Origin of the sequence: Nostoc sp. C057 (genome assembly GCF_013393925.1) — a bacterium.
GTDB classification, from domain to species: Bacteria; Cyanobacteriota; Cyanobacteriia; order Cyanobacteriales; family Nostocaceae; genus Nostoc; species Nostoc muscorum_A.
Genome location: NZ_CP040281.1, coordinates 1,256,420 through 1,278,133, shown reverse-complemented (window position 1 = coordinate 1,278,133; position 21,714 = coordinate 1,256,420). Strand labels below are relative to the sequence as shown.

Below are 21,714 nucleotides of genomic sequence, written 5' to 3'. Positions count from 1 at the left end.
TTCTGCGTCGGCAGGCTAATTGATCGCAATGTTTTTTATGAATTTAGTCTGGCAACTATTTACTTTATCATCTTTACCGCTCAAAGAATATCTTGCTACCAGTTACGTACACCGTTCTCTGGTGGGACTGTTAAGGTCTTGGCGGCAAACCAGCGTCTTGATTCAGTGGGGAGATGCGATCGCAGCTGTATTGCTCAGCTCAATATATGCCCTTGCACCTTTTGCTTCGAGTACGTTGGTAGGTTTGTTACTGGTGGCTTGTGTGGGATTTTGGCTGTTGTTGACTTTATCTGATGAAGTCACACCAGCAAATGTCTCGTCAGTCACTCCCATTCACCTACTGGTATTGCTCTACTGGGGAATTGCTGTAATCGCAACAGCATTATCACCAGTCAAAAAAGCGGCACTTAACGACTTGGGAACGTTGACCTTGTATTTGCTACTATTTGCCCTTTGTGCCAGGGTATTAAGGTCGCCTCGCCTCCGGTCTTGGATTCTCACCCTTTATCTGCACGTATCCTTAATTGTCAGTGTCTATGGATTGCGGCAATGGTTTTTTGGAGCCACAGCACTGGCAACTTGGGTTGATCCAGAATCTCCTCTGTCTAAGACTACAAGGGTCTACAGTTATTTAGGAAATCCCAACTTATTGGCTGGATACCTGTTACCAGCAGTAATTTTTAGCTTGGTGGCAATTTTTGCATGGCAAAGCTGGCTCAAAAAAGCTTTAGCATTAACAATGTTAATTGTCAATACTGCCTGCCTGATCCTGACTTTTAGTCGTGGCGGTTGGATTGGACTAGTGGTAGCAGTTTTGGCTGTGGTGGCATTGCTAATTTTTTGGAAGAGTGTGGAAATGCCTCCTTTTTGGCGTACTTGGTCGCTGCCCATTGTCTTAGGAGGTTTAATCGGGATATTACTCTTAGCAGTGATATTTGTAGAGCCAGTTCGCCTGCGGGTGTTCAGCATTTTTGCTGACCGTAAAGATAGCAGTAATAATTTTCGTCGAAATGTGTGGGATGCTGTCTTTGAGATGATTCGCGATCGCCCAATTTTCGGCATTGGCCCCGGTCACAACTCTTTTAATAAAGTTTATCCTCTTTACCAACGCCCTCGATACACTGCTTTAAGTGCTTATTCGATTTTGTTTGAAGTGACTGTAGAAACTGGGTTTGTTGGTTTAGCCTGCTTTCTCTGGCTAATAATCGTCACATTCAATACGGCGCTTTTGCAAGTACGACGATTGCGCCGATTGAGAAGTGTAGAGGGATTTTGGTTAATTGGAGCGATCGCTATTTTGTTGGGTATGCTAGCTCACGGCACTGTAGATACTGTCTGGTATCGTCCTGAAGTCAATACCCTCTGGTGGCTCATCGTTGCTTTAATTGCCAGCTACTGGACACCTTTAACTCAAAACCAGACAAATCCATCTAACCCAGAACCAGCAGTAAACTAATACGAGCAAATTGTCAGTTGTTTTTCTACTGAACAACTGACAAATGAATGAATTTTGAATTGTCTAGTCCCTGTAAGTAGTGGCACCTGGGGCATTAGGGTCGCGATAAGCAGTCGGTTCGTTATCACGCTTTTTACCAGCCAAACCAGCTAGACCGAATAAACCAAGTAATCCTAGCCAACCCCAATCAAAATCGTTGCGATCGTAAGTGGTCGTTCTGGGAGCAGTAGTGGCTCCGGGATCAGTTGTTGTCTGAGCTTGTGCGGATAGAGTTAAGGGTAAAATTCCCATACTCAAGGTGAGAATGCCTGCGCCAACAGCTGTAATGAAATTACTTTTCATAAGTTGTGACAATTCCTTATGCCATCCGAAGTTACTCACCACTGTATCGATTCTCAACCTTCATAAAATCAATCTGTGGCTATAAACTAGGGCTTTTTATAAGTCACGCTGTGGACATACAACATGGTTTTCACAGCAATCTGTTTCTCACTCTGGTGTGGTAGTTTGAACCACAATTATCCTTAATAGCTTTTCATTGCGCGTTGAATGTCACGCTGATCTTGCCGTCGTTTCAGGTCTTCTCGCTTATCGTGGAGCTTTTTACCTTTGCCAAGGGCTATACTCACTTTTACCCAGCCCCGTTTGAGATACATTTTCAAAGGGATTAAAGTTAGACCCTGCTGTTCTACTTTGCCAATTAGCTTGCGGAGTTCTTGACGATGCAACAGCAGCTTTCGTGTCCGCCGTGGTTCATGATTAAAATATTGTCCACTGGCGTTGTAGGGCGAGATATGAATATTGATCAACCATGCTTCGCCATTGCGAAGCAAAGCATAGCCATCTTGGAGATTTACTTTACCCGCACGAATTGACTTAACCTCGGTTCCTGTCAACTCAATTCCGGCTTCGTAAGTTTCCAGAATTTCATACAAATAACGGGCTTGACGGTTGTCAGCAATAACTTTGTAACCTTCGTTCTTGTCGCTCATTGATAATTTTGTGCGTTTTAAATGTACCTAAAAAATTATTTGGATTGCCTGGCGAATTATAGGGTATTCATTATAACCGCTAGAAATATTGAACTGTATATCACTAATTTAGCTTTTCTAAGTTCACAATTAAGAGTTTTCTAGTAACTTTTAAGTTACCTGATATTGATTACATCTGAGGTTTATCCAGAACTTGGGAATTTTACCTCAAGTTTCACCAAGCTTGATTTTGTGCAGTTTCACAAAGACTTGTAAGTAAATCGGCGTAAATAATTAAAGTTTTGTAGTATAGCTTGTTGGGTATCTTGCTACAAGACGCTACTCCAAGAGAGGGCTGAAGCCTTCTCTACAAACTTATTTCAATCATGCTTACTTAACTTATATTTTGGTACATTACTGATAAAATTAATAATAATTTATACTATAATGGAAATTTGCTCTGCCTTATTAATGAGTTGTTAAAAATTAAAAAGCTCTCTATGCTTCCCGATCTGAGGGAGTTAAAGGTGAGTTGCACTTCGTTAACCTTACAAGAGATTTAAGATTTTCTTTATAAATCAACCCTGAAGGCAGTCATTACCTGGTAATCCTGTCATAGTATGAAACATAAGAACACTATTCTTGCCAGTGTTCACCTATGAAGCGCGTAGAAGCAAATTTCTGAGTAAAAAAAATGCTAGGGGTGTATTGTCCATGCCCTTGACGATCCTTGTAGTGGATGATGATTTGGGCACTCGTCTGTCTGTTAGCGACTATCTTGAACTGTCTGGCTACTCAGTGATCACGGCTAATGACGGTCAAGAGGCTTTGTTTATGGTGGATGAGTATAATCCTGATTTGATTGTGACGGATATCATCATGCCACAGATGAATGGCTACGAACTGGTGCGTAGGGTGCGTCAACAACCAATGTTTCGCTTATTACCTGTAATCTTATTAACAGCCCGAACTAAGACCCAGGAAAGAATTCTGGGCTATCAGTCAGGGTGCGATTTGTACTTACCCAAACCATTTGAATTGGAAGAGTTAGCAGCAGCAATCCGCAATCTTTTGGAGCGATCGCAAATTATTCAATCGGAGTATCGCTTTTCTCATAAAGAGAGTTTGGGCATTTCCGGCTTGACAAAACCGGGGGATGCCCATAATTCTCTGTCTACTCAAATTCAGACATCCCACTTACACTCATCCCTAACTCATAGAGAACAAGAAGTCTTAGAGTTATTGACTCATGGTTTGTCTAATGCCGATATGGGTCATCAGCTACACCTGAGTCCCCGCACAGTGGAAAAGTACGTTAGCAGTTTATTGAGAAAAACTTCAACCAGCAACCGAGCAGAATTAGTGCGTTTTGCTATGAAGCATGGTTTAGTCGAATAAAAAAGGTGAGGAGTTAAGAATTAATACTCAGAACTCTTCACTGTTAACTTTTGTGAGCAGACCTTCACAAGCATCAATCAGTAAATCAATAACCTGATTAAATCCGTCTTGACCACCGTAGTAAGGATCTGGAACTTCCTTTAAGGTGTGTCGAGAGCAAAACTCACACATCAAACGCACTTTATGCTGATATTGCTCAGTGCGATCGAGAGTGAGGATATTCTCATAATTTTCTTGATCCATCGCCAAAATTAAATCAAAGTCTTGAAAGTCTGACTTTTGAAACTGGCGTGCTTGACCACGTAGTTTAATTCCCAACTTTGTACCAGCCGCAGCACTCATGCGTCTGTCGGGTGGGCTACCCACGTGATAACTAGATGTACCAGCTGAATCACAGATGATGGCATCGCTCAAGCCTGCCTGCTCAATTAGATGATTCATTATGTTTTCTGCCGATGGCGATCGGCAGATGTTACCTAAGCAGACAAATAGCAACTTGTAAGGCATAGATATTTTTTGTCCTCTGTCAATAGTCATTTGTCCTTTGTCTTTTGACTAATGACCCTTCGGGTGAAGCTCCTGCGTCGCTACCACTTCTCTACGAGACGCTACGCGAACGCTAACACCAGTTGCTCAGGGGGAAACCTCCTTTCTTCCTTTGGGAGAAGACCGCACTGGCTCACCAATGACTAATGACCAATGACTAATGACCAATGACTAATGACCAATGACTAAAATCCAGGTAACTCCAACCCACTGGTTAATTCTTCCATACGTTCCCGCATTGTTGCTGTGGACTTGTTGTAGGCTTCTTTCATTGCCACCGTCACGAGATCGGAAAGTACTTCTGCACCTTCTGCAAGAGCATCTGGTGAAATTTCTACCCGCTTGGGTTCTTGGTTTCCACTGACAATCACCTTCACCAGACCACCGCCAGATTCTCCTAGAATCTCCATTTGCTCCAATTCTTCTTGGAGTCGCTTTGCACCTTCTTGAACTTGCTGTGCTTTCTTAAAAGCATCGGCTAGTTCCTTCATTTTTCCTAAGCCAAAGCCAAATCCCTGTCCTTTTCCTGTCATAATTATTTGTACGCTTGTGCGTTGAATAACAAATCAAATTCAATTATAGATGCGGTAAGTAATTTGCCTCTTTTTTTACCAATAATTAATGCATCGGAGAATTGGGCATTGGGAATTGGGAATTGGGCATTGGGCATTGGTTATCAATTGTTCTTCTTTGCAGTATCATCTTTACTATTCTCCATTCCCCATTCCCCATTCCCCATTCTTTATCCACAAGCACCTTGAAACTCTCCGAGCATTTTGACTTCTGGCTCTAAATTAATAGACCAACGTTCTTGCACCTGATGTTGGATGTGGCGAATGAGACAGAAGATATCACTAGCTTTGGCCCCACCCCGGTTAACGATGAAATTAGCATGGAGTAGTGCTACTTGCGCTCCACCAATTTGGTAGCCTTTGAGGCCAGTTTGTTCAATTAACCAGCCAGCACTGTAAGGTTTGGGATTACGGAACACACTCCCACAGCTGGGGAAGTTGTATGGCTGGGTGCTTAAGCGATGCTTTTTGTGTTCTTTGGTGATTGCTACAACTTTTGCTGGGTCTGCACCTGGCGCGAGTTGTAAGGTTGCTTGGGTGACTATGCGATCGCCACCTTGCAATAAGGAAGTCCGATAGCTATAACCTAACTGTTCTGGGGTAAGAGTTTCCAGCGTCCCATTGGGTGAAAGTACCTCGGCACTAACTAACATATCTGCGATACAGCTATTATGTGCCCCTGCATTCATCACCACAGCACCTCCGGCTGTTCCAGGGATGCCAACAGCCCACTCCAATCCTTGCCATCCTAATTCTGCTGCGGCCCATGCCAAACTGGGAATTGATTCTCCGGCAGCAACGGTTAATTGACCAGTTTGGGGGTCAAAGTTGCTGAAGCGGAGGTGACGAGTCGCGATAACTAAGCCTGATATACCGCCATCGCTCACCAGGAGGTTAGAACCGGCTCCCAGTGTTGTCACCTTTAAATCACGTTCTTTTGCGTATTTAAGACTGGCTTGCAGTGCTTCTAAGTTTCGGGGGGCAACATACAAATCAGCTGCTCCTCCAACCCTATAGGAAGTAAAGGCTGACAAGCAAGCCTGGGGCTTGATTGCACAATCAGTATTTGGTAGGTAAATTACTTCACTATCCACCGAATTAGTTGTTTGATGTTTCTTTGTATTCAAAGCAGAAACTGTGCAGACGTTTCCAGCTGCCTGGGAAATGGTCATTTTTACTTTATATTGGTAAAATTTTTACATTAATTTACCGCAAAGATACGGTAATAGAGTTCATAGATGGAACCGTTGCTAGACGGGCGCTTTGCTCAGAAACGAAACTTTGCAAAGTTTCCACTTAAGATGTGGCTTTAGCAGGTTCGCAAAGTGCAGTAATTACTTCAGGAATCACCTGATTCAAGTTCCCAGCTCCTAAAAACAGCGCCAAGTCTCCTGGGCGTAATGTTTTTAACAAGTACTCACGCACTGAGGGTAAAGTTGGTTGATAAACTACCTGCGAATGCTGTTTAGCAATTTCCGCTGCTAGCTGTTCACCAGTAATTTGCCCTAAGTTGGGTTCGCCTGCACTGTAAATATCAGTCAGCACAACCAAATCAGCATGGGTAAAGGACTCGGCAAATTCTTCTAAAAAGGTCAGTGTTCGGCTATAGCGATGGGGTTGGAAGATAGCAACCACTCTTTGTCCTGGTCTTGCCTGTAAACGTGCGGCAGCGAGAGTAACGCGAATCTCGCTAGGATGATGAGCATAGTCATCAATGAAGGTAATACCATCAACTTCGCCCCGCAGCTCAAAGCGTCGTCTTGCTCCTTCAAAGGTTGCAATACCTTTGGCGATCGCTCCAAATTCTAAGTCCAAGGCGCGACCAACAGCTACTGCTGCTAGAGCATTGCTGAGATTGTGCCGACTAAGCAGCCGCAACTTCAACACGCCCAAGGCTTTGCCTCTTTCCCAAACTAGAGCCGTGGTGCCATCAGCACGATAATCAATATTAGTAACGGTGTAGTCAGCGTTGGTATCTGAGTGTAAGCTGTAGCTGATTGTGGGTTGTAAGCGATCGCGCACCGTCGCACAGTCAATACTACCTATTAAAGTTTTACAACCCTTAGCAAATGTCTGGAAGATGTCAATTACTTCTTCTAATGTATCGTAATGGTCAGGATGATCGAGTTCAATATTGGTGATGATGCCAATTTCTGGAGCGTGTTTTACCAAAGAACCATCAGATTCGTCTGCTTCGGCTACCAAATATTGGCTTTGTCCCAATCGAGCATTACCTTCCCAAGCATTGACTTCGCCACCTACTAAAATCGTTGGGTCTAGACCAGCTTCTAGAAGCATATAACCAATCATGCTACTGGTTGTAGTTTTGCCGTGTGTTCCTGCCACTGCAATACTGTAGTAATCGGAAATTAAGGCGGCTAGTACATCTGAACGATGCAAAACTGGACAACCTAATTCCAACGCTGCTTTGTATTCTAAATTATTAGTGTTAATTGCTGTTGAACAAATGACTTGAGGTAATTTTGACTTAGTATCAGCAGGTAATTGTTCTTGTGAATTTAATACTTGAGGACGAAAGAATTCGAGATTACTTGCCTCTTGTCTACCAAAAATATGGGCACCGATAGATTCCAATTTGTGCGTCATGTGGTTTGGACGAAGATCCGAACCTGATACTGGAAATTGACGCTTGGCGAGAACGTATGCCAGAGCAGACATACCTATGCCGCCGATGCCAATAAAATGAAATGGTCTACCACTAAAATCTACAGAATTAGTCATTTATTGCTCCTCTTACACCACACCACACCATAATCACAAATGACACGCGTATCATAACAGGAATTTGATTTTTACCGTAACTACTCCTATATCGTATTTATGTTTAATGCCCAGATGTGTTTTCTGGTCTGGTTTTGCGTGTTCAGAATGATTTTACCTTGGTTGGAGGTTTTTACTATTTCTGAACTGTTGTTAAGATTATTCTGAAAATTTTGGCTACATCGGGAAAGAAATTCTTGTAATGTCAAATACATATTTTTGTCTACCTTACTGGAATTGGCTACATAATACATTGTTTAGTGAAACTGATTTGAAATTGCATCAAGTTTAGCCGTGAATTGACTACAATAGTACATTGGTAATGAAACTATTTTTCAATTGCATAAAACCCAGGCATAACTGGATGCAGCAACTAGCAATTTTTGGTGGCACATTTGATCCAATTCACTGGGGACACCTGCTCGTAGCCGAGACAGCAATGCAAGAAGTATCTCTTGAAAAGGTAATTTGGGTGCCATCCCTAAATCCTCCTCATAAAGAAGCAGCTTTGTTTGAGCATCGCGTGGAAATGCTGCAATTAGCCATAAAAGATAACCCAGCGTTTACTATCTCCCTAGTGGAGGCAAATCGCTCTGGGACTTCTTATGCCATTAACACTCTGATTGACTTATCTGCTTGTTACCCAAATACTCACTGGTACTGGATTGTGGGCTTGGATACTTTCCAAACCTTACCTCGTTGGTACCGTGGACACGAACTAGCACAAATGTGTGATTGGTTAATCGCACCCCGACTGCTAGGTGGTGAGACTATAACTCAAAGCAAATTAATCTGCAAGCAAGTGGAGCAACAACTAAAGGAGCAGTCACATACCATTTACTGGCAACTCCTGAATATACCTTTAGTAGGAGTTTCGTCAAGTCTAATTCGCAAATTGTGTCGCGATCGCCAGTCAATTCGTTATTTAGTACCGGAAGCGGTCAGATCATATATCACTAACAACAGTTTGTACTCGAACAAATCTGAATAAATTATGTGTTTTTTTATTGATCTAACACTTTATGGTTATAAGTGCCCCCCCCCTTTGCGATATGATTGGGGTCAACGATATCAACATATAAGCATAAATACAGAGGGCAAGACACTGTGATTAGAGTTGCAATCAACGGTTTCGGGCGGATTGGACGTAACTTTGCGCGTTGCTGGGTGGGTAGAGAGAATAGCAATATCGATCTTGTCGCTATTAATGACACGTCAGACCCTAGAACCAATGCTCACCTGCTGAAGTATGACTCGATGCTAGGTAAGATCAAAGGTGCTGAGATTAGTGCCGATGATAACTCTATCATCGTTAACGGTAAGACCATTAAGTGCGTATCCGATCGCAACCCAGAAAAGTTGCCCTGGAGAGATTGGGGAATTGACCTAATTATCGAAGCAACAGGCGTATTTACTAGCAAAGAAGGAGCGCTAAAGCATGTGAATGCTGGAGCCAAGAAAGTTCTGATTACCGCTCCTGGTAAAAACGAGGATGGCACTTTTGTGGTTGGTGTGAATCATCATGATTATGACCACAACATACACAACATTATCAGTAACGCTAGTTGTACTACCAACTGTTTGGCACCAATTGCCAAGGTGTTGAACGATAAGTTCGGCATCATCAAAGGTACGATGACCACCACCCACAGCTATACAGGCGACCAGCGTTTGCTAGACGCTTCTCACCGGGATTTGCGACGGGCGAGGGCCGCAGCGATAAACATTGTACCCACCTCCACTGGTGCAGCAAAAGCAGTGGCGCTGGTTATCCCAGACCTGAAAGGCAAGCTTAATGGCGTTGCCTTGCGCGTACCAACCCCGAACGTCTCAATGGTAGATTTCGTAGTTCAGGTTGAGAAGCGTACTATTACTGAAGAAGTTAACCAAGCTCTCAAAGATGCTGCTGAAGGCCCACTTAAAGGCATTTTGGACTATAGCGAACTAGAACTGGTATCTTCCGATTATCAAGGTAGCGATGCTTCTTCGATTGTTGATTCCAGCTTGACTTTGGTTATGGGCAATGACTTAGTAAAAGTTATGGCGTGGTATGACAACGAGTGGGGTTACAGCCAACGAGTTTTGGATTTGGCAGAATTGGTAGCTGAGAAGTGGCAATAATTTGTCATTGGTCATTAGTCATTGGTCATTAGTTTTTCACAAAAGACAAAGGACAAAGGACAAATAACAAAGGACTATTGACTAAAATGCTGAAATCCCTGGCTAAGGCTCAGAACTTGGTCAGGGAATTTTTTTTGTTCGTCGTGCAATAGTACTGTTGATCCGGGTGTAATGTTGCCGACGATCGCAGCACCTTGACCAAGATTTTGTACTAAGGCTAATGCTGACTCTTGTGGCAAGCAAAGCACTAATTCAAAGTCTTCGCCACCGTATAGAGCATAAGCTAGCGCTTGCTCTTCTGTTAGCCAATGGTCAAGAGCTGCTGGTATGGAAATTTGTCTGCGTTCTAGGACAGCGCCAACACCACTGGCGCGGCAGATTTGGATAATTGCATCTGCCAAACCATCACTGCTATCCATACCGGCAATGGGTATAGGAGATGGGGATGCTAAAATTTTCCAGAGGATTGGTAAGACATCTAATCGTGGCTGTGGGCGCTGGTGTGCGCGGATTAGTGCCGTGCGTTCTACATCTTTGAGGTTTTGTCCTGATTGGGGATGTAAAAGCAGTTCTAAGCCAGCTTGGGAGGCTCCATGAACCCCTGTAACAACGATCGTATCTCCCACTACAGCAGCAGAACGGCGGATAATTTGATTAGGGTGAACTTGACCAAAAGCGGTAATTGCCAAAGTCGTCACAGGCGATCGCACGACATCGCCCCCAACAATTGAGGTATTGTATTTTTGCAGGCATTCTGTCATTCCCTGGTACAGTCGCTCAACCCAACTCACCCTAACTTCACCGGGGAGTCCCAACCCAACGGTAATTCCTAGTGGAGAAGCACCCATCGCTGCTAAATCTGATAAATTAGCAGCAGCAGCCCGCCAGCCAGCATCTTCTGGGGAAGTGGTGAGGTTGCTAAAATGTACGCCATCAACCAGCACATCTGTAGTCACTACCAAAGATTGCTCTGGTGCAGTCACAAGTACTGCTGCATCATCGCCGATAATTTCTGGAGGACAGAAGCGTTGCAATCTTTCTAAAAGACCTTGTTCACCAATATCTTTTACTTGTTGAGAAGAGAAATCACTGTTCACGATCGGTTTTCCGTGCTGAAAAATTACTAAGAAAACTGATGATTTGTTTTACTGTTTAATATAAGGGTATCGTCTAGGAGTCAGTTGGGATGGTAACAACACCAGTAACCAGCATCACATTTGAAGAGTACTTAACCTATGATGATGGTAGCGATTTTCATTATGAACTGGTGGATGGCAAGCTAGAGCTAATGAACCCACCTACTATTGAACATTTCCTGATTGCCAAATTTCTTGAGCAAGTACTAGATGCAGAAATTAAACGTTGTAGCTCACCTTGGCTGTGTTTTCGAGAAAGTGGGGTGAGAACGGGGAGAAATAAATCTAGGTTGACTGATTTGTGTGTGGTGACGCTTGAGCAAGCTAGGGAATTGTTGAATGCCTCAGCAGTATTTCAGTCACCGCCTTTACTAATTGTCGAGGTGGTCAGTCCAGAGTCGGTTAAACGGGATTATCGTCATAAGCGTTCTGAATATGCGGCCTTAGAGGTTCCTGAATATTGGATTGTAGACCCACTGGAAGCAAAGGTTTCAGTGTTACTACTGGAAGATGGATTTTACGAAGAAATAGTTTTTACTGGTACTCAGGAAATTGTATCACGGACTTTTCTAGAATTAGCGATTACAGTTGATCAAGTATTCACCGCCGGGAATCTAAATCAGGGGAGTTAGGAGAGACGCGATTAATCGCGTCTGTACAGGAATTATTCTCCCCCTGTTCCCTGCTTCCTTCTTATGATGCTTGCGGCTCAACCAGATTTTCTATTCCTTGAACGACTTTTGCCGATTCAATTTTGTCACCCGCCTTTAGTTTATCCAAAACTTCTTTGCCTTCGGTGAGATAGCCAAAAACGGCATAGCGACCATCTAAGAGGTTGCGTCCGGCGGGAGTGAGTTCTGGTTCAAACAAAAAGAAGAAGAATTGTGAAGAACCACCATTTACTTCACTTTCAGGGCGAGCCATCACCACTGCACCAAAAGCAGAAAAAGGTAGAACTGGCATATCAACGTAACGACCAGCTTCTTCTAGAGTAATGCCATAAGTAGGTGCTTTATCACCCTGAACTAAAACTTCTAAGGGAATAGCGCGATATTCGCCTGTCTTGGGATCAATGAAACCTACATCTTTACCTGCGGGATCTCCAGTTTGCAGAAAGTAAGATTCTTCAGAACGGGTAAATTCTAAGCCATTGTAAAAACCCCTCTGTACTAAATCTACAAAATTACCAGCAGTCACAGGGGCGCTATAACCATCCACGACGACAGTCAAATCGCCTTTGTTAGTTTTGAATTCTACCGTGGCACGACCTTTCAGTTGTGGCAGGTTACTGTACTCAGTAGGCACTTCAAAGGGGAATTCTTTCACCATTGACTCTTCTATCTGAGTTACTAGATTTAGAAGTTTGCCTCTCTCTTGAAGAATTTGTTCTTTATCTTTGCTGTTCGCCAATTCTTCTAATTTACCCACCCCAGATTTCAACTCGGTAATCCAAGCTTCTGCTTGGGGTTGGCGTTCTGTGGGAACGCTTGTTAAGATTTGGGAGGGTTTATCGAGAATTCGGGATGCTTTGCTGATGTCTTTGGAAATAGCACCCCATCGCCGATTAGCCCGCAGTTGGGCAGAGATGTCCTCTAAACTGGCTTGTAGTTGCCGTACAGGTTTGTTATCTATCGGGAGTGCATACCGCAACAAAGCCTTGCCGTCGGTGATTGCGTTGCCGGCTGGCAGCGCGGCGCTACTGGAGGGAGTCCACCCAGCTGTAGTTATGCCTAAAAATATTGTTACCAGCAGTATTGCCATTAGGCTGTTCTTCAGCCAGGATTTTAATAAGTTAAGCATGGGATAACTCAAATGCAGCATTAAATTGTTGACTGGACGTAACCCATCAATAATCTTCCCACGTTAAGGGCGGAGGATAAATGACAAATACTTTGACAACTCTTGGAGACGCTACGCATTAGCGAAGCTTTCGCTTTAGCGATACGCTCAGTACAAATGACAAATGATAAATGACTAATGACAAATGCCCAATGACGACTCTAGAAGGGTACAATAAATGCCGATTGTCTTCCAAAATTTGAAAGTTTCATGATCTCCAGTAACGACTTTCGACCCGGTGTTTCGATTGTATTAGATGGGTCTGTATGGCGAGTGCTAGAATTCTTGCACGTCAAACCAGGCAAAGGTTCCGCCTTTGTCCGAACTAAGTTAAAAAATGTCCAAAGTGGGAGCGTGATGGAAAAAACGTTCCGAGCTGGGGAAACTGTGCCCCAAGCTACTCTAGAAAAAAGCACGATGCAGCATACCTATAAAGAGGGCGATGAGTTCGTCTTTATGGATATGGAAACCTACGAAGAAGGCAGATTGACCCGCGCACAAATTGGCGATCGCGTCAAATACCTGAAGGAAGGTATGGAAGCTGAAGTTATTAAGTGGGGCGATCAGGTTCTAGGAGTAGAATTGCCTAAATCTGTGGTTCTGGAAATTGTACAAACAGATCCAGGCTTAAAAGGTGACACTGCTACCGGTGGTTCAAAACCAGCAACTTTGGAAACCGGTGCAATTGTGATGGTTCCTTTGTTTATTTCTCAAGGAGAACGCATCAAAGTTGATACCCAGGAAGATAAATATATCAGCAGGGAATAACTTTCATCTCTATGGAGATGCTTGCTCCCGATTGAAATCCCTACATAGGGATTTAATCCCTGCCACACTTAAGATGCTAATTTACGGATAGGTCGAGGTAATAAAAACTGTGCCATTGGACTTTAATGAAATCCGCCAACTATTGGCAACTATCGCACAAACAGATATTGCAGAAGTAACGCTCAAAAGCGATGATTTTGAACTAACAGTCCGTAAGGCTGTGAGCGTCAGCAATCAGATGTTGTCGGTAGGTCAAGCAACCTTCGGCGGTGTGGTAGGTTCTGGCTTGACATCGGGTTCATCTGGGGGAAACCAGGTGAACGCGAGTCAGGTAACGGAGGTGTCCACATCTCGCGTGTTTGAGAATACTGGTACTAGCACACAATTGCAGTTGTCAGTAAATGCTCCCTCAATCATCGATCAGAGATTAGTAGAAGTGCCTTCCCCAATGGTGGGAACGTTTTATCGCGCTCCTGCGCCTGGAGAAGCGGCATTTGTGGAAGTTGGCGATCGCGTCCGCAAGGGTCAAACCGTCTGTATCATTGAGGCCATGAAGCTGATGAATGAAATCGAAGCCGAAGTCTCTGGACAAGTGATGGAAATTCTTCTCCAAAATGGTGATGCTGTAGAATATGGTCAACCTTTGATGCGAATTAACCCCGATTAAGTATTAATCTATATATCAAATGAGTCATCTGAAATGAGTCATCGTTAAAACTTCAGTCCTTGCGGGTTAATCCTGATGAAACAAACGTTGCCTTTACCGCCAGAAGTGGTGCAACAAGTAGCTGAATACTTCAGCCTGTTAAGTGAGCCGATGCGCTTGCGGCTGCTCCACTTATTACGGGATGAAGAAAAATGCGTGCAAGAGTTGGTAGAGGCAACACAGACTTCTCAGGCAAATGTGTCAAAACACCTGAAGGTAATGTGGCAAGCAGGTATCCTTAGCCGCCGCAGTGAAGGAACTTGCGCCTATTACCGGGTGGAAGATGAAATGATTTTTGATTTGTGTAATCGGGTTTGCGATCGCCTGGCCACAAGGTTAGAGGAGCAAGCCCGTAATTTTCGTGTGTTAAATAGCAAACGTTAGGTCAGTTGTCATTTGTCCTTTGTCCTTTGCTAATGACCAATGACCAATGACCAAGAACTAAAGCTGATAATTTTTCTCAAAGCTTTCACGAGTTAGTGGTTGTTGTAACTCTACGCCTTCACCACCTAAAACATCCAATGGTTTGCCGTTCACGTCAATGTAAACCTTGGCTTTAGGATTTAAACTTGTCGCAGTATAAACAACTTGTCCGACACGACCCATCATTGATGTGCTACCACCACCACTGGTAAAATCTTCAGATAAATTAACGTGAACTTCGTCATTTTCTGATTTCAGTCCCAACAGCTTAGTTCCTTTGGGGATAGTTGTGGAATCTGTTCCTTCTGTTGGGCCTGCCAACAAACTTTGGAAAGCTGCTTCTAAAGGCTGGTTGGCTCGTATAGAAGCGACTTTAACTGGTTGGGGAACCAAAGCAACACTTTTGTCTTTTGGTCTGAGCCAATAAACATTAGGGGTTTGCTCGTTAGCTGGCTGCCTAGTTGATGGCTGTGCTGGTTGAGCGATGGGCCCAGAGGGATTTGATGGTGTGGGAGGATTGCTGGAGTGTGTAGTAAACCAAGCCACACCGCCACCCACCGCTACAACCACTGCTGAAACGGCTGCAATTGCGCCTGAAGAAATGCGATTAGATCCTTGTTGGTCTTTCATGTTCAAAACCTTCCTGACTGAGGGCTGATATGGTCGTTATGTGAGGAGCAGCCTGGTTAAAGACGATACTTACAAGTAGAGAGTTTCCCGAAACCTGGAGGAGACTTTATGCCTCAAAGGGCGATTATTTTTAATTCCGCAAGTCCCTTTTTCAATTTTAGAATTTATATTTCTAATCCGTCACCTACCAAATTATGTAAATTTCATTCTTTTTGGAGATGATTAATTTACAAGGCAGAGGAACGCTGAGTAAAACGCAGAGGAACGCAAAGTAAAGTATTGATTCCTCTGCGTAAATGTTGAAGTTTAATTTTTTACCTGAGTGGCGGCGGTAATCCACTGTTTGAGTGTGGTTGTAACTTCCTCTATGACAATTTCTTGAGAGTTGCGGGTGGCTCTTTCTACAACTTCGACTTTGCCATTAGCGATCGCGCGTCCGGTTACAATTCTATAAGGTATGCCAATCAAGTCAGCATCTTTAAATTTCACTCCCGCCCGTTCATCGCGGTCATCTAGTAGGGTTTCAATTCCTGCTTGATTGAGTTCTGTGTAAAGTTTTTGAGCGACTTCGATTTGTTGAGCATCTTTAATGTTAGGAATCGTGATGATTGCGTGGTAGGGTGCGATCGCAACGGGCCAAATAATCCCATCTTTATCATAAGATTGCTCTACGGCAGCTTGGGCTAACCGCGACACGCCTACACCAAAACAACCCATAAATAACGGCTTTTCTTCACCCTGTTCATTGGTATAAGTTGCTCCCATCGCTTGGGAATATTTAGTGCCTAATTGGAAAATGTGACCGGCTTCGATTCCACGGGCGCTTTGTAAGGTTTGTTCTGGGTTATGGATGGCGCGATCGCCTGGTCTTGACTTGCGAATATCTACTATTCGCTCTGGTAACTTAAATTGCTCACCCCAATTAGCACCAACTACGTGATAACCAGCTTCATTTGCACCTGTAACAAAGTTTTTTAAATCAACTGCTGTTTGATCTACCAAGCGCAAAAACTTGGGATGGATCTGTTTATTAGCAGTAATATACTCATCTGCGATATCTGGCGCAATGTAGCCTAAAGGTAGAGATTTGGCTGTCCATGCTTGCTGGGCTTCTACATTTGGTACATTCAAACTAATAATAGTTTTAGCGCCATATTCAGAAGCTAATTTAGTCAGTTCATTTTGCAATTTGACCTCATTAACTTCCTGATCGCCTCGAATGTTCACCAGAACTAACACGGTTATACCATTATCATAAACCGTCTGATAAAGGACATTTTTCACCAATTGAGTCGGAGAACAGTTGAGGAGTTGACACACCTTTTCAATCGTTTCTGTTCCAGGTGTATCGCGTTTCTCGTAGGTTGTAAACCGTGAGGTTTCCGCATCAATTGGTAAAGAAACAGCCTTTTCTACGTTAGCGGCGTATTTACCATCCTCAGTGTAGAGAACTTCATCTTCACCAGCTTCCGCCAAAATCATAAATTCTGTGGAACCAGAACCACCAATTGCACCAGAATCAGCTTCCACTGCCCGAAAAGCTAAACCAGAACGCCGCAGAATATTGCTGTAGGCTTTATACATATCCTGGTAAGTTTCTTTGAGGCTGGCTTCATCGGTATGGAAGGAGTAGCCGTCCTTCATGATAAACTCGCGTCCGCGCATCAAACCAAAGCGGGGACGAATTTCATCGCGGAATTTGGTTTGAATTTGGTAGAGGTGTAGGGGTAACTGGCGATAAGAGCGAATCATATCACGAGCGATCGCTGTGATTACTTCTTCATGAGTTGGGCCTAATCCTAATTGTTGCTCGCGGCGGTCAATTAGGGAAAACATAATCCCCTCAGCTTTAGTGTAAGTGTCCCAGCGTCCCGATTCCTTCCATAAATCAGCCGGTTGTAATTGTGGTAAAAGACATTCTTGTGCGCCTGTAGCGTTCATTTCTTCCCGCACAATTTGGGAAACTTTTTGTAATACCCGCCACATTAACGGCAAATAAGCATAAAGACCACTACCGATGCGACGAATGTAGCCTGCACGGAGTAATAATTTATGGCTAGGAATCTCAGCATCAGCCGGATCATCCCGCAGTGTAACAAATAACATTTGTGAAAGTCGCATCGTTTATAGCCTTTCTTTGATCGCTAATTTCTATGTCAACTAAAGTATGAAGTATTAAGGATGAAGTACAAAGTACACAGCGTTATTTATTTTTCATTTTTACTTATAGCCTTCCGCCTTTTTTGATCGCAACTTCAGGAGAAAACTACCTTGGCAGATGTAATTTATCAAGCACAGCCACCCTTAGAATTTATTCCTCCGGCGTTTAACCCCTTATTTCTAAGAGTTGTCCATCTGTTGCTACCCAGTTGGATAAACTGGCAAACACCTATTACCCAAATTGAAGCAGACAACGTAGAGGTGCTGGTGGATCTCTATCGCCAGTTTCAGGAGGGTAAGATCCGTTTTATGCTGGCATTTCGCCATCCAAAAACAGACGATCCATTTTGTTTGGCTTACTTGTTATCTCAACTTGTACCAAAGATAGCGCGATCGCAAGGTACAACACTACAACATCCCATTCACGCTCATTTTATCTACGATCGCGGCATTCCTCTATGGGCAGGTTCCCACGTTGGCTGGATTGCTTCTCATTTAGGTGGTACTCCGATTCAGCGCGGTAAGGCTGACTGGACGGGGTTACGTTCGGCGCGTGACTTGTTCGCCAATGGGAAATTCCCAATGGCTGCTGCGCCAGAGGGTGCTACCAATGGCTTATCGGAGAATATTAGCCCTCTGGAACCCGGTATCGCCCAATTAGGCTTTTGGTGTGCTGAAGATTTGCAAAAAGCTGAACGCCCCGAACAGGTTCTAATTGTACCAGTTGGGATTAAATATAGTTACGTTGATGCTCCTTGGGGTGCGATCGCTAATCTTTTAAGCGAAATGGAAGCAGCTAGTGGTTTACCTGTGAATTCAGCAGAAAATGCTTCTATAGAGTCGCTTTATCCCCGGTTGTTGGCTTTGGCAGAACATTTACTTTTGCTGATGGAGGAATTTTACACCCGGTTTTATCATCAGAAACTGCCAGATCCCAAGATTGTCAACGGGCAAATTCCCGATAGAAATGAAGCGTTAGCTGTTCGTTTACAAGCATTGTTGAATGCAGCACTGTTAATATCAGAACAGTATTTTAATTTGCAGTCAAAAGGTAGTTTGAGTGATCGTTGTCGGCGAGTAGAACAAGCGGGTTGGAATTATATATTTAGAGAAGAATTTAAGGATGTAAAAGGAGTATCTGCGGTTGAAAGAGCTTTAGGCGATCGCGTTGCAGAAGAAGCGAATGCACGGATGTGGCACATGCGTTTAGTAGAAAGTTTTGTGGCAGTTTCTGGTAATTATATTCGTGAAAATCCAACAGTAGAGAGGTTTGCTGAAACGACTTTAATTTTATGGCAGATGATTGCTAAAATCAAAGGCGATAAAGCTGTGCAGCGTCCGCAATTGGGTAAGCAAAAAGTAAAAATAACTGTGGGTGAACCCATATCTATTTCTGAGCGTTACCCAACGTATAAGGAAAATCGTTTGGGTGCTAGGCAAGCTGTTGCTGAGGTGACGAACGATTTACAACACGCATTGGAAAGATTGATTTGATTAAGAGGCTAATATTCCAAGTCCCTGGATCAACTTGCTTCGGTAATAATTAAATTATTTTCTCACTACACAATTATAGTTAAGATATTATAGCGTGTATACACGCTATAATGAAATTGACATAAAAATGCTATCAATGTTTGAAGAATGATTATTCTTGATAGAAACGTGTTGTCCTAATTAATGAAACCTAAAAAGTCTGAAATAGTTCGTAATTTGGCTGCTTGAAAATTCTTAATGAGTCTGTTTACCAGAAAAATCACTCAAGCGGAAATTAATTAAAATTTTGCAGTTGCAGAGGTTAGTTATGGAAACTACAACTAAAAGACAAGAGTTGTTAAAAGCAATAAATCAAAGACTAGAACAAGCTTATGAAGATACTTTAGAAGATATTCTAGAACTGTTAGATATTAGAAAAGCAGAAGATCAAGAGGATATTAAAGCCTTTGAGGAAGCTGAAAATGAACCTACTATTACTTGGGAACAGTACAAACAAGAATTAGAACCGTGACTTATCAAATAGAACTTTCTAACAAGGCTGCGAAACAATTAAAAAAATTATCTGCTGATATTCGAGAGAAAATTAACGAGAAAATTTTAGAGCTGGCTGACAATCCCCGTCCTAGTGGCGTTGTCAAGCTAGAAAATACTGCCAATAAATATCGTATTCGTGTTGGTAATTATCGGATTTTGTACGACATTCAAGATGATATACTGATAGTTAAAGTTGTCAGAATAGGGCATCGAAGAGATGTTTATCGAGATGAGTAGATTGCCAAGTTAATACTAAGCCGTCAATCTGTTTTTGCAGCAATGTTAAAATAACATTCCAGAAAATATCTTAGATAAATCTAGCGAAAATTCAGAAAAACAGGGCAGGTTAACTGATTCATTTGGCAGATAAATTAACTTGCGGCGATAGCCAAATTTAAATTGCAAAGTTTGATAAGGTTCGCTGTAGCACTCAAGATAATTATCTACTAAATTAAATATCCAATAATCATAAATTTTCGCTTCTGCATAAATAGGTAGCCTTTCCTCCTGGTCGTATTTTAAGGATGAATCAGCAATTTCAATTAAGAGTAAAATATCAGATAGGCTGGGATGATTTGCTAGATAGTCATCATCTCTATTTTTTGCAATTACTCTATCTGGTTCAGGCTCACTGTTGTTAGACAAAGTAATTGGCTGTTGTCCTCGCAGGGTTGCGCGATGCCTACTAGTTTATATAATTCTCGCTCTAGGCGTGTTTCACAAACAGAGTGCGGTGTAGCTTTTGCTGCCATCTGGATTATTTCACCCTTAATTGCTCAACTCGGTCATTCTCCTCAAAGAAGCCGAGTTCAGCTAGACGGTGATATTCAGCTATAGTAAAGCGTTTAGCAGTGGTAAGGCTCATAACAACTACGAGAATGCAGAGTTATTTTTATCTTAATATAGCTGTAGCTGATTAAACTTCTGCGATAGAGGATGATGAGGTGTTTGGGTCTTCTTCTTTATCACCTTCTGTAGTTGCTTCGATAGTTACACCCTTCCGAAGAGAGTTGAAATACTGTTTATGAACCGTTTTTAATTCCTCTATTGATTCTTGAAAAAATAATTTAATAGCAGATAGCTGGTCTTTTTCAGATAAAAATTCTTGTAGGCTTTTTCGATAAAATATAGCTGACCATGCTGGCAAAATAGTTAAGTTCTCAGGAGTCCATATATTGGGTTTATCGTTAATTACGTTCTGCATGGATTCAATAGTTTTTGGGCGTTCTACAAAACCAGGAGAAACCTCCAAAAATATCCCGATATATGGATAATCATTTAAATTATTTGGATTTAAATTGAAGTATCCAAGACCACACCATAAATCCCCTCTTCTGTTAGATAAACTAGTACCTATTATATATCTATTTTTAGATTTCCATTGATACAAACCATCTATTTCGTGTTTATTTATACCAGCGAAAGATTCCTTGAGTTCTTTTTTAACTTCTTCACTAATGGTTGATTCCATAAGCTTGAAAGTTTTGTTAAAGTTCACCATTGTCAATAAGTCAACTGATGAAAATTGATTTGTATAAGACATTCTGTTATTCCTCATGAAAGTTAATATTTCTTGGGTTAAGATATCAGACGTGCGTTCTTTCAAGAAGCTATAAAACTGATACCACCTCAGTTGGAAGAAATTAATCTTGGGTGGTAACTTAAGGCAATACTCTTTGATTGTCGGTTTTGGATCACAATCATATTGCTTGATTTCTTCTTTTGGGTCATAATCACGGGTGATGTAAATTAAAATTCGATGTCTAACATTTGATAAATTACTCAAAATATCAGCATATTTTTCTAATTGTCCCGGTATTTCTGTAGAACCAATTTTTGATTCAATAAATATTACGTCTGTATTTAAACCATCTGATAGTTCAATTACAATGTCCAATCTACTATCTTCAGTATGGCTTTCAAGTCCTTTGTGTTCTTGTTGGGTTGAAATCTTGACGCTGGAATAATTATCATCACTAATGATTGAGTGATGTTTTAGCCAATCAATTAAAATATCGTTATTCAGGGACAGAAAATAAGCAACAATTTCAGTAAAAAAATCTTCAAGCGGCTTACTTCCTGAATGTAGGTTGAGTAAATTACTAAACAAAGACATTGATTTTTAGCTATTTTAAGATACAGCACTTCCGTCTGTTATAAGGTACACTAGATTAAAATA

General features: G+C 42.3%; 22 protein-coding genes and 1 pseudogene. 11 read left to right on the top strand and 12 right to left on the bottom strand.

All coding sequences use genetic code 11. The annotated features are described in order from the left end of the window. Window positions 1-37 precede the first annotated feature (37 nt). Entirely contained in the window at window positions 38-1,456 is a 1,419-nt protein-coding gene (locus tag FD724_RS05450) for an IctB family putative bicarbonate transporter (protein WP_179071855.1), read from the top strand. Window positions 1,457-1,519: 63 nt separating this feature from the next. Here FD724_RS05450 and FD724_RS05445 read toward each other — a convergent pair whose 3' ends face one another. Continuing rightward, the gene (locus FD724_RS05445) at window positions 1,520-1,798 is read right to left on the bottom strand and encodes a WGxxGxxG family protein (protein WP_179071854.1); all 279 of its coding nucleotides are present in this window, start codon (window positions 1,796-1,798) and stop codon (window positions 1,520-1,522) included. 182 nt (window positions 1,799-1,980) lie between these two features. Beyond that, window positions 1,981-2,448: an SsrA-binding protein SmpB gene (gene smpB / locus FD724_RS05440; RefSeq protein WP_012407256.1), complete on the bottom strand. Its 468-nt coding sequence runs from the start codon at window positions 2,446-2,448 to the stop codon at window positions 1,981-1,983. A gap of 693 nt (window positions 2,449-3,141) precedes the next feature. Here smpB and FD724_RS05435 point away from each other — a divergent pair. Continuing rightward, on the top strand, window positions 3,142-3,825 hold the full coding sequence (locus FD724_RS05435) for a response regulator transcription factor (protein WP_163926996.1): 684 nt from the start codon (window positions 3,142-3,144) through the stop codon (window positions 3,823-3,825). Window positions 3,826-3,852: 27 nt separating this feature from the next. Here FD724_RS05435 and FD724_RS05430 read toward each other — a convergent pair whose 3' ends face one another. The 4 genes from FD724_RS05430 to murC all read right to left on the bottom strand — a co-directional run bounded on the left by FD724_RS05430 (window position 3,853) and on the right by murC (window position 7,685). Beyond that, on the bottom strand, window positions 3,853-4,332 hold the full coding sequence (locus FD724_RS05430) for a low molecular weight protein-tyrosine-phosphatase (protein WP_179075416.1): 480 nt from the start codon (window positions 4,330-4,332) through the stop codon (window positions 3,853-3,855). 224 nt (window positions 4,333-4,556) lie between these two features. After that, the gene (locus FD724_RS05425; RefSeq protein WP_012407253.1) at window positions 4,557-4,904 is read right to left on the bottom strand and encodes a YbaB/EbfC family nucleoid-associated protein; all 348 of its coding nucleotides are present in this window, start codon (window positions 4,902-4,904) and stop codon (window positions 4,557-4,559) included. A 209-nt stretch (window positions 4,905-5,113) separates the two neighbouring features. Continuing rightward, window positions 5,114-6,115 (bottom strand): UDP-N-acetylmuramate dehydrogenase, encoded by a 1,002-nt coding sequence (gene murB / locus FD724_RS05420; protein WP_179071853.1) that lies wholly within the window; start codon window positions 6,113-6,115, stop codon window positions 5,114-5,116. 124 nt (window positions 6,116-6,239) lie between these two features. Further along, the gene (gene murC / locus FD724_RS05415) at window positions 6,240-7,685 is read right to left on the bottom strand and encodes a UDP-N-acetylmuramate--L-alanine ligase (RefSeq protein ID WP_114083709.1); all 1,446 of its coding nucleotides are present in this window, start codon (window positions 7,683-7,685) and stop codon (window positions 6,240-6,242) included. 403 nt (window positions 7,686-8,088) lie between these two features. Between murC and nadD the strand changes: the two genes are divergently transcribed. Next, on the top strand, window positions 8,089-8,715 hold the full coding sequence (gene nadD / locus FD724_RS05410; protein WP_179071852.1) for a nicotinate (nicotinamide) nucleotide adenylyltransferase: 627 nt from the start codon (window positions 8,089-8,091) through the stop codon (window positions 8,713-8,715). Window positions 8,716-8,831: 116 nt separating this feature from the next. Further along, window positions 8,832-9,845: a type I glyceraldehyde-3-phosphate dehydrogenase gene (locus FD724_RS05405; protein WP_114083707.1), complete on the top strand. Its 1,014-nt coding sequence runs from the start codon at window positions 8,832-8,834 to the stop codon at window positions 9,843-9,845. Window positions 9,846-9,919: 74 nt separating this feature from the next. On the opposite strand, the gene thiL is transcribed toward FD724_RS05405, so the two are convergent. Further along, entirely contained in the window at window positions 9,920-10,942 is a 1,023-nt protein-coding gene (gene thiL, locus FD724_RS05400; RefSeq protein WP_179071851.1) for a thiamine-phosphate kinase, read from the bottom strand. Between the two features lie 89 nt (window positions 10,943-11,031). On the opposite strand from thiL, the gene FD724_RS05395 reads away from it, so the two are divergent. After that, a complete protein-coding gene (locus FD724_RS05395; protein ID WP_114083705.1) occupies window positions 11,032-11,613 on the top strand; it encodes a Uma2 family endonuclease in 582 nt (193 codons plus the stop codon). Window positions 11,614-11,674: 61 nt separating this feature from the next. Here FD724_RS05395 and FD724_RS05390 read toward each other — a convergent pair whose 3' ends face one another. Then, entirely contained in the window at window positions 11,675-12,781 is a 1,107-nt protein-coding gene (locus FD724_RS05390) for a peptidylprolyl isomerase (protein ID WP_114083730.1), read from the bottom strand. A 249-nt stretch (window positions 12,782-13,030) separates the two neighbouring features. Between FD724_RS05390 and efp the strand changes: the two genes are divergently transcribed. From efp to FD724_RS05375, 3 genes are all read left to right on the top strand, one after another. Continuing rightward, window positions 13,031-13,588, top strand: coding sequence for an elongation factor P (gene efp / locus FD724_RS05385; protein ID WP_114083704.1), 558 nt, complete (start codon window positions 13,031-13,033; stop codon window positions 13,586-13,588). A gap of 109 nt (window positions 13,589-13,697) precedes the next feature. Beyond that, on the top strand, window positions 13,698-14,255 hold the full coding sequence (gene accB / locus FD724_RS05380; RefSeq protein ID WP_114083703.1) for an acetyl-CoA carboxylase biotin carboxyl carrier protein: 558 nt from the start codon (window positions 13,698-13,700) through the stop codon (window positions 14,253-14,255). A gap of 75 nt (window positions 14,256-14,330) precedes the next feature. Further along, complete coding sequence (locus FD724_RS05375) at window positions 14,331-14,678, top strand: metalloregulator ArsR/SmtB family transcription factor (protein ID WP_012407243.1); 348 nt, start codon at window positions 14,331-14,333, stop codon at window positions 14,676-14,678. Window positions 14,679-14,735: 57 nt separating this feature from the next. Here FD724_RS05375 and FD724_RS05370 read toward each other — a convergent pair whose 3' ends face one another. After that, entirely contained in the window at window positions 14,736-15,347 is a 612-nt protein-coding gene (locus tag FD724_RS05370; protein ID WP_114083702.1) for a GerMN domain-containing protein, read from the bottom strand. Between the two features lie 306 nt (window positions 15,348-15,653). Then, entirely contained in the window at window positions 15,654-17,468 is a 1,815-nt protein-coding gene (locus FD724_RS05365; protein WP_179071850.1) for a proline--tRNA ligase, read from the bottom strand. A gap of 150 nt (window positions 17,469-17,618) precedes the next feature. On the opposite strand from FD724_RS05365, the gene FD724_RS05360 reads away from it, so the two are divergent. The 3 genes from FD724_RS05360 to FD724_RS05350 all read left to right on the top strand — a co-directional run bounded on the left by FD724_RS05360 (window position 17,619) and on the right by FD724_RS05350 (window position 19,772). After that, window positions 17,619-19,001: a 1-acyl-sn-glycerol-3-phosphate acyltransferase gene (locus FD724_RS05360; protein WP_179071849.1), complete on the top strand. Its 1,383-nt coding sequence runs from the start codon at window positions 17,619-17,621 to the stop codon at window positions 18,999-19,001. 307 nt (window positions 19,002-19,308) lie between these two features. Next, the gene (locus tag FD724_RS05355; protein WP_179071848.1) at window positions 19,309-19,512 is read left to right on the top strand and encodes a hypothetical protein; all 204 of its coding nucleotides are present in this window, start codon (window positions 19,309-19,311) and stop codon (window positions 19,510-19,512) included. Further along, on the top strand, window positions 19,509-19,772 hold the full coding sequence (locus tag FD724_RS05350) for a type II toxin-antitoxin system RelE/ParE family toxin (protein ID WP_179071847.1): 264 nt from the start codon (window positions 19,509-19,511) through the stop codon (window positions 19,770-19,772). The genes FD724_RS05355 and FD724_RS05350 overlap by 4 nt, the downstream gene beginning before the upstream one ends. Before the next feature lie 45 nt (window positions 19,773-19,817). On the opposite strand, the pseudogene FD724_RS05345 reads toward FD724_RS05350, so the two are convergent. Continuing rightward, window positions 19,818-20,400, bottom strand: a pseudogene (locus FD724_RS05345) (Uma2 family endonuclease). A 51-nt stretch (window positions 20,401-20,451) separates the two neighbouring features. Next, complete coding sequence (locus tag FD724_RS05340) at window positions 20,452-21,651, bottom strand: PD-(D/E)XK nuclease family protein (RefSeq protein WP_179071846.1); 1,200 nt, start codon at window positions 21,649-21,651, stop codon at window positions 20,452-20,454. Between the last annotated feature and the right edge of the window lie 63 nt (window positions 21,652-21,714).

Excerpts from the sequence above, each read along its gene's own strand:
- FD724_RS05450 (WP_179071855.1), top strand. The coding sequence starts at position 38 with ATGAATTTAGTCTGGCAACTATTTACTTTATCATCTTTACCGCTCAAA.
- FD724_RS05445 (WP_179071854.1), bottom strand. The coding sequence starts at position 1,798 with ATGAAAAGTAATTTCATTACAGCTGTTGGCGCAGGCATTCTCACCTTG.
- smpB (WP_012407256.1), bottom strand. The coding sequence starts at position 2,448 with ATGAGCGACAAGAACGAAGGTTACAAAGTTATTGCTGACAACCGTCAA.
- FD724_RS05435 (WP_163926996.1), top strand. The coding sequence starts at position 3,142 with ATGCCCTTGACGATCCTTGTAGTGGATGATGATTTGGGCACTCGTCTG.
- FD724_RS05430 (WP_179075416.1), bottom strand. The coding sequence starts at position 4,332 with ATGCCTTACAAGTTGCTATTTGTCTGCTTAGGTAACATCTGCCGATCG.
- FD724_RS05425 (WP_012407253.1), bottom strand. The coding sequence starts at position 4,904 with ATGACAGGAAAAGGACAGGGATTTGGCTTTGGCTTAGGAAAAATGAAG.
- murB (WP_179071853.1), bottom strand. The coding sequence starts at position 6,115 with ATGACCATTTCCCAGGCAGCTGGAAACGTCTGCACAGTTTCTGCTTTG.
- murC (WP_114083709.1), bottom strand. The coding sequence starts at position 7,685 with ATGACTAATTCTGTAGATTTTAGTGGTAGACCATTTCATTTTATTGGC.
- nadD (WP_179071852.1), top strand. The coding sequence starts at position 8,089 with ATGCAGCAACTAGCAATTTTTGGTGGCACATTTGATCCAATTCACTGG.
- FD724_RS05395 (WP_114083705.1), top strand. The coding sequence starts at position 11,032 with ATGGTAACAACACCAGTAACCAGCATCACATTTGAAGAGTACTTAACC.
- FD724_RS05390 (WP_114083730.1), bottom strand. The coding sequence starts at position 12,781 with ATGCTTAACTTATTAAAATCCTGGCTGAAGAACAGCCTAATGGCAATA.
- efp (WP_114083704.1), top strand. The coding sequence starts at position 13,031 with ATGATCTCCAGTAACGACTTTCGACCCGGTGTTTCGATTGTATTAGAT.
- FD724_RS05375 (WP_012407243.1), top strand. The coding sequence starts at position 14,331 with ATGAAACAAACGTTGCCTTTACCGCCAGAAGTGGTGCAACAAGTAGCT.
- FD724_RS05370 (WP_114083702.1), bottom strand. The coding sequence starts at position 15,347 with ATGAAAGACCAACAAGGATCTAATCGCATTTCTTCAGGCGCAATTGCA.
- FD724_RS05365 (WP_179071850.1), bottom strand. The coding sequence starts at position 17,468 with ATGCGACTTTCACAAATGTTATTTGTTACACTGCGGGATGATCCGGCT.
- FD724_RS05355 (WP_179071848.1), top strand. The coding sequence starts at position 19,309 with ATGGAAACTACAACTAAAAGACAAGAGTTGTTAAAAGCAATAAATCAA.
- FD724_RS05340 (WP_179071846.1), bottom strand. The coding sequence starts at position 21,651 with ATGTCTTTGTTTAGTAATTTACTCAACCTACATTCAGGAAGTAAGCCG.